Origin of the sequence: Enterobacter cloacae complex sp. 6730903, from assembly GCF_048283985.1 — a bacterium.
GTDB lineage: Bacteria > Pseudomonadota > Gammaproteobacteria > Enterobacterales > Enterobacteriaceae > Enterobacter > Enterobacter hormaechei_C.
Window position 1 is genome coordinate 1 of sequence record NZ_JBLVXX010000097.1, and the last position, 3,933, is coordinate 3,933.

General features: G+C 60.8%; 2 protein-coding genes. Both read left to right on the forward strand.

Annotation, left to right across the window (positions count from 1 at the left end; all coding sequences use genetic code 11):
• Positions 1-120 precede the first annotated feature (120 nt).
• Complete coding sequence (locus tag ACNQ0W_RS24695; protein WP_417933276.1) at positions 121-3,087, forward strand: Tn3 family transposase; 2,967 nt, start codon at positions 121-123, stop codon at positions 3,085-3,087.
• A 78-nt stretch (positions 3,088-3,165) separates the two neighbouring features.
• Positions 3,166-3,933, forward strand: a 768-nt coding sequence (locus ACNQ0W_RS24700) for an IS110-like element IS4321 family transposase (RefSeq protein ID WP_417933277.1), incomplete at its 3' end; no start/stop codon positions are given.

The window sequence follows — 3,933 nt, forward strand, 5'->3', positions numbered from 1 at the left end:
ATCCCCTGGGCGAAATGCGCCTGGTAAGCAGAGTTTTTGAAATGTAAGGCCTTTGAATAAGACAAAAGGCTGCCTCATCGCTAACTTTGCAACAGTGCCCTTGAGAACGGATCAGTAAATATGCCACGTCGTTCAATCCTGTCCGCCGCCGAGCGCGAAAGCCTGCTGGCGTTGCCGGACACCAAGGATGAGTTGATCCGTCACTACACGTTCAGCGAAACCGACCTCTCCATCATCCGGCAGCGGCGCGGCCCGGCCAACCGGCTGGGCTTCGCCGTGCAGCTCTGTTACCTGCGCTTTCCTGGTGTCATCCTGGGCGTCGATGAGCCGCCGTTTCCGCCCTTGTTGAAACTGGTCGCCGACCAGCTCAAGGTCAGCGTCGAAAGCTGGGACGAATACGGGCAGCGGGAGCAGACCCGGCGCGAGCACCTGGTCGAACTGCAAACGGTGTTCGGCTTCCAGCCCTTTACCATGGGCCACTACCGGCAGGCCGTCCAGTTGCTGACCGAGATGGCCTTGCAGACCGACAAGGGCATCGTGCTGGCCAGCACCTTGATCGAGCACCTGCGGCAGCAGTCGGTCATTCTGCCTGCCCTCAACGCCGTCGAGCGGGCGAGCGCCGAAGCAATCACCCGCGCCAACCGGCGCATCTACGATGCCTTGGCCGAACCGCTGTCGGACGCGCATCGCCGCCGCCTCGACGATCTGCTCAAGCGTCGGGACAACGGCAAAACGACCTGGCTGGCCTGGCTGCGCCAATCGCCCGTCAAACCGAATTCGCGGCACATGCTGGAACACATCGAACGCCTCAAAGCGTGGCAGGCGCTCGACCTGCCTTCTGGCATCGAGCGGTCGGTGCACCAGAACCGCCTGCTCAAGATCGCCCGTGAGGGTGGCCAGATGACGCCCGCCGACCTGGCCAAGTTCGAGGCGCAGCGACGCTATGCCACCCTGGTGGCGCTTGCCATCGAGGGCATGGCCACCGTCACCGACGAAATCATCGACCTGCACGACCGCATCCTGGGCAAGCTGTTCAACGCCGCCAAGAACAAGCATCAGCAGCAATTCCAGGCGTCCGGCAAGGCGATCAACGCCAAGGTGCGGCTGTTCGGCCGCATCGGCCAGGCGCTGATCGAGGCCAAGCAGGCGGGCCGCGATCCGTTCGCCGCCATCGAGGCCGTCATGTCCTGGGATGCCTTCGCCGAGAGCGTCACCGAAGCGCAGAAGCTTGCGCAGCCCGAGGACTTCGATTTCCTGCACCGCATCGGCGAAAGCTACGCCACGCTGCGCCGCTACGCGCCGGAATTCCTTGCCGTGCTCAAGCTGCGGGCCGCTCCCGCCGCGAAGGACGTGCTCGACGCCATCGAGGTGCTGCGCGGCATGAACAGCGACAACGCCCGCAAGGTGCCCGCCGACGCGCCGACCGAGTTCATCAAGCCGCGCTGGCAGAAGCTGGTCATGACCGACACCGGCATCGACCGGCGCTACTACGAACTGTGCGCGCTGTCGGAGATGAAGAACGCGTTGCGTTCCGGCGACATCTGGGTGCAGGGGTCGCGCCAGTTCAAGGACTTCGAGGACTACCTGGTGCCGCCCGCGAAATTCGCCAGCCTCAAGCAGGCCAGCGAATTGCCGCTGGCCGTGGCCACCGACTGCAACCGGTACCTGAACGACCGGCTGACGCTGCTGGAAACACAGCTTGCCACCGTCAACCGTATGGCGACGGCCAACGAGCTGCCGGACGCCATCATCACCGAGTCAGGCTTGAAGATCACGCCGCTCGACGCGGCGGTACCCGACACCGCCCAAGCGCTGATCGACCAGACGGCAATGATCCTGCCGCACGTCAAGATCACCGAACTGCTGCTGGAGGTGGACGAATGGACGGGCTTCACTCGGCATTTCGCGCATCTGAAATCGGGCGACCCGGCCAAAGACAAGAACCTGTTGCTGACCACGATCCTCGCCGACGCGATCAACCTGGGCCTGACCAAGATGGCGGAGTCTTGCCCCGGCACGACCTACGCCAAGCTGGCTTGGCTGCAAGCCTGGCACATCCGCGACGAAACCTACGGGGCGGCGCTGGCCGATCTGGTCAACGCACAGTTCCGCCATCCCTTCGCCGAGCACTGGGGCGACGGCACCACCTCATCGTCGGACGGCCAGAACTTCCGCACCGGCAGCAAGGCCGAGAGCACCGGCCACATCAACCCGAAATACGGGAGCAGCCCAGGGCGGACGTTCTACACCCACATTTCTGACCAGTACGCGCCATTTCACACCAAGGTCGTGAACGTCGGCGTGCGCGATTCGACCTACGTGCTCGACGGCCTGCTGTACCACGAGTCCGACTTGCGGATCGAGGAGCATTACACCGACACGGCGGGCTTCACCGATCACGTCTTCGCCCTGATGCACCTCCTGGGCTTCCGCTTCGCGCCGCGCATCCGCGACCTGGGCGACACCAAGCTCTACATCCCGAAGGGCGACGCCGCCTATGACGCGCTGAAACCCATGATCGGCGGCACGCTCAACATCAAGCACGTCCGCGCCCATTGGGACGAAATCCTGCGGCTGGCCACCTCGATCAAGCAGGGCACGGTGACGGCCTCCCTGATGCTCCGAAAGCTCGGCAGCTACCCACGCCAGAACGGCCTGGCCGTGGCGCTCCGCGAGCTGGGCCGCATCGAGCGCACGCTGTTCATCCTGGACTGGCTGCAAAGCGTGGAACTGCGCCGCCGCGTGCATGCCGGCCTGAACAAGGGCGAGGCGCGCAATGCGCTGGCCAGGGCAGTGTTTTTCAACCGCCTGGGTGAAATCCGCGACCGCATTTTCGAGCAGCAGCGCTACCGGGCTAGCGGCCTCAATCTGGTAACGGCTGCCGTCGTGTTGTGGAACACGGTCTATCTGGAACGGGCTGCGCACGCGCTGCGTGGCAACGGCCATGCCGTTGATGACGCGCTGTTGCAGTACCTGTCGCCGCTCGGTTGGGAGCACATCAACCTCACCGGCGATTACCTCTGGCGCAGCAGCGCCAAGATCGGCGCGGGCAAGTTCAGGCCGCTACGACCGCTGCAACCGGCTTAGCGTGCTTTATTTAATGAGATGGTCACTCCCTCCTTCCCAGTACTATGCTGAGGACAGGCTTTCATTCGGAGAACCATCATGGAAAACATTGCGCTTATTGGTATCGATCTGGGTAAGAACTCTTTCCATATTCATTGTCAGGATCATCGTGGGAAGGCCGTTTACCGTAAAAAATTCACCCGACCAAAGCTAATCGAATTTCTGGCGACATGCCCGGCAACAACCATCGCGATGGAAGCCTGTGGCGGTTCTCACTTTATGGCACGCAAGCTGGAAGAGTTAGGGCATTTTCCAAAGCTGATATCACCGCAATTTGTCCGCCCATTCGTTAAAAGCAACAAAAATGACTTCGTTGATGCTGAAGCTATCTGTGAAGCAGCATCACGTCCATCTATGCGTTTCGTGCAGCCCAGAACCGAATCTCAGCAGGCAATGCGAGCTCTGCATCGTGTCCGTGAATCCCTGGTTCAGGATAAGGTGAAAACAACTAATCAGATGCATGCTTTTCTGCTGGAATTTGGTATCAGCGTTCCGCGAGGTGCTGCCGTTATTAGTCGACTGAGTACCCTTCTTGAGGACAGTAGTTTGCCTCTTTATCTCAGCCAGTTACTGCTGAAATTACAACAGCATTATCACTATCTTGTTGAGCAGATTAAAGATCTGGAATCTCAGTTGAAACGAAAGTTGGACGAAGATGAGGTTGGACAGCGCTTGCTGAGTATTCCCTGCGTTGGAACGCTGACTGCCAGTACTATTTCAACTGAGATTGGCGACGGGAAGCAGTACGCCAGCAGCCGTGACTTTGCGGCGGCAACAGGGCTGGTACCCCGACAGTACAGCACGGGA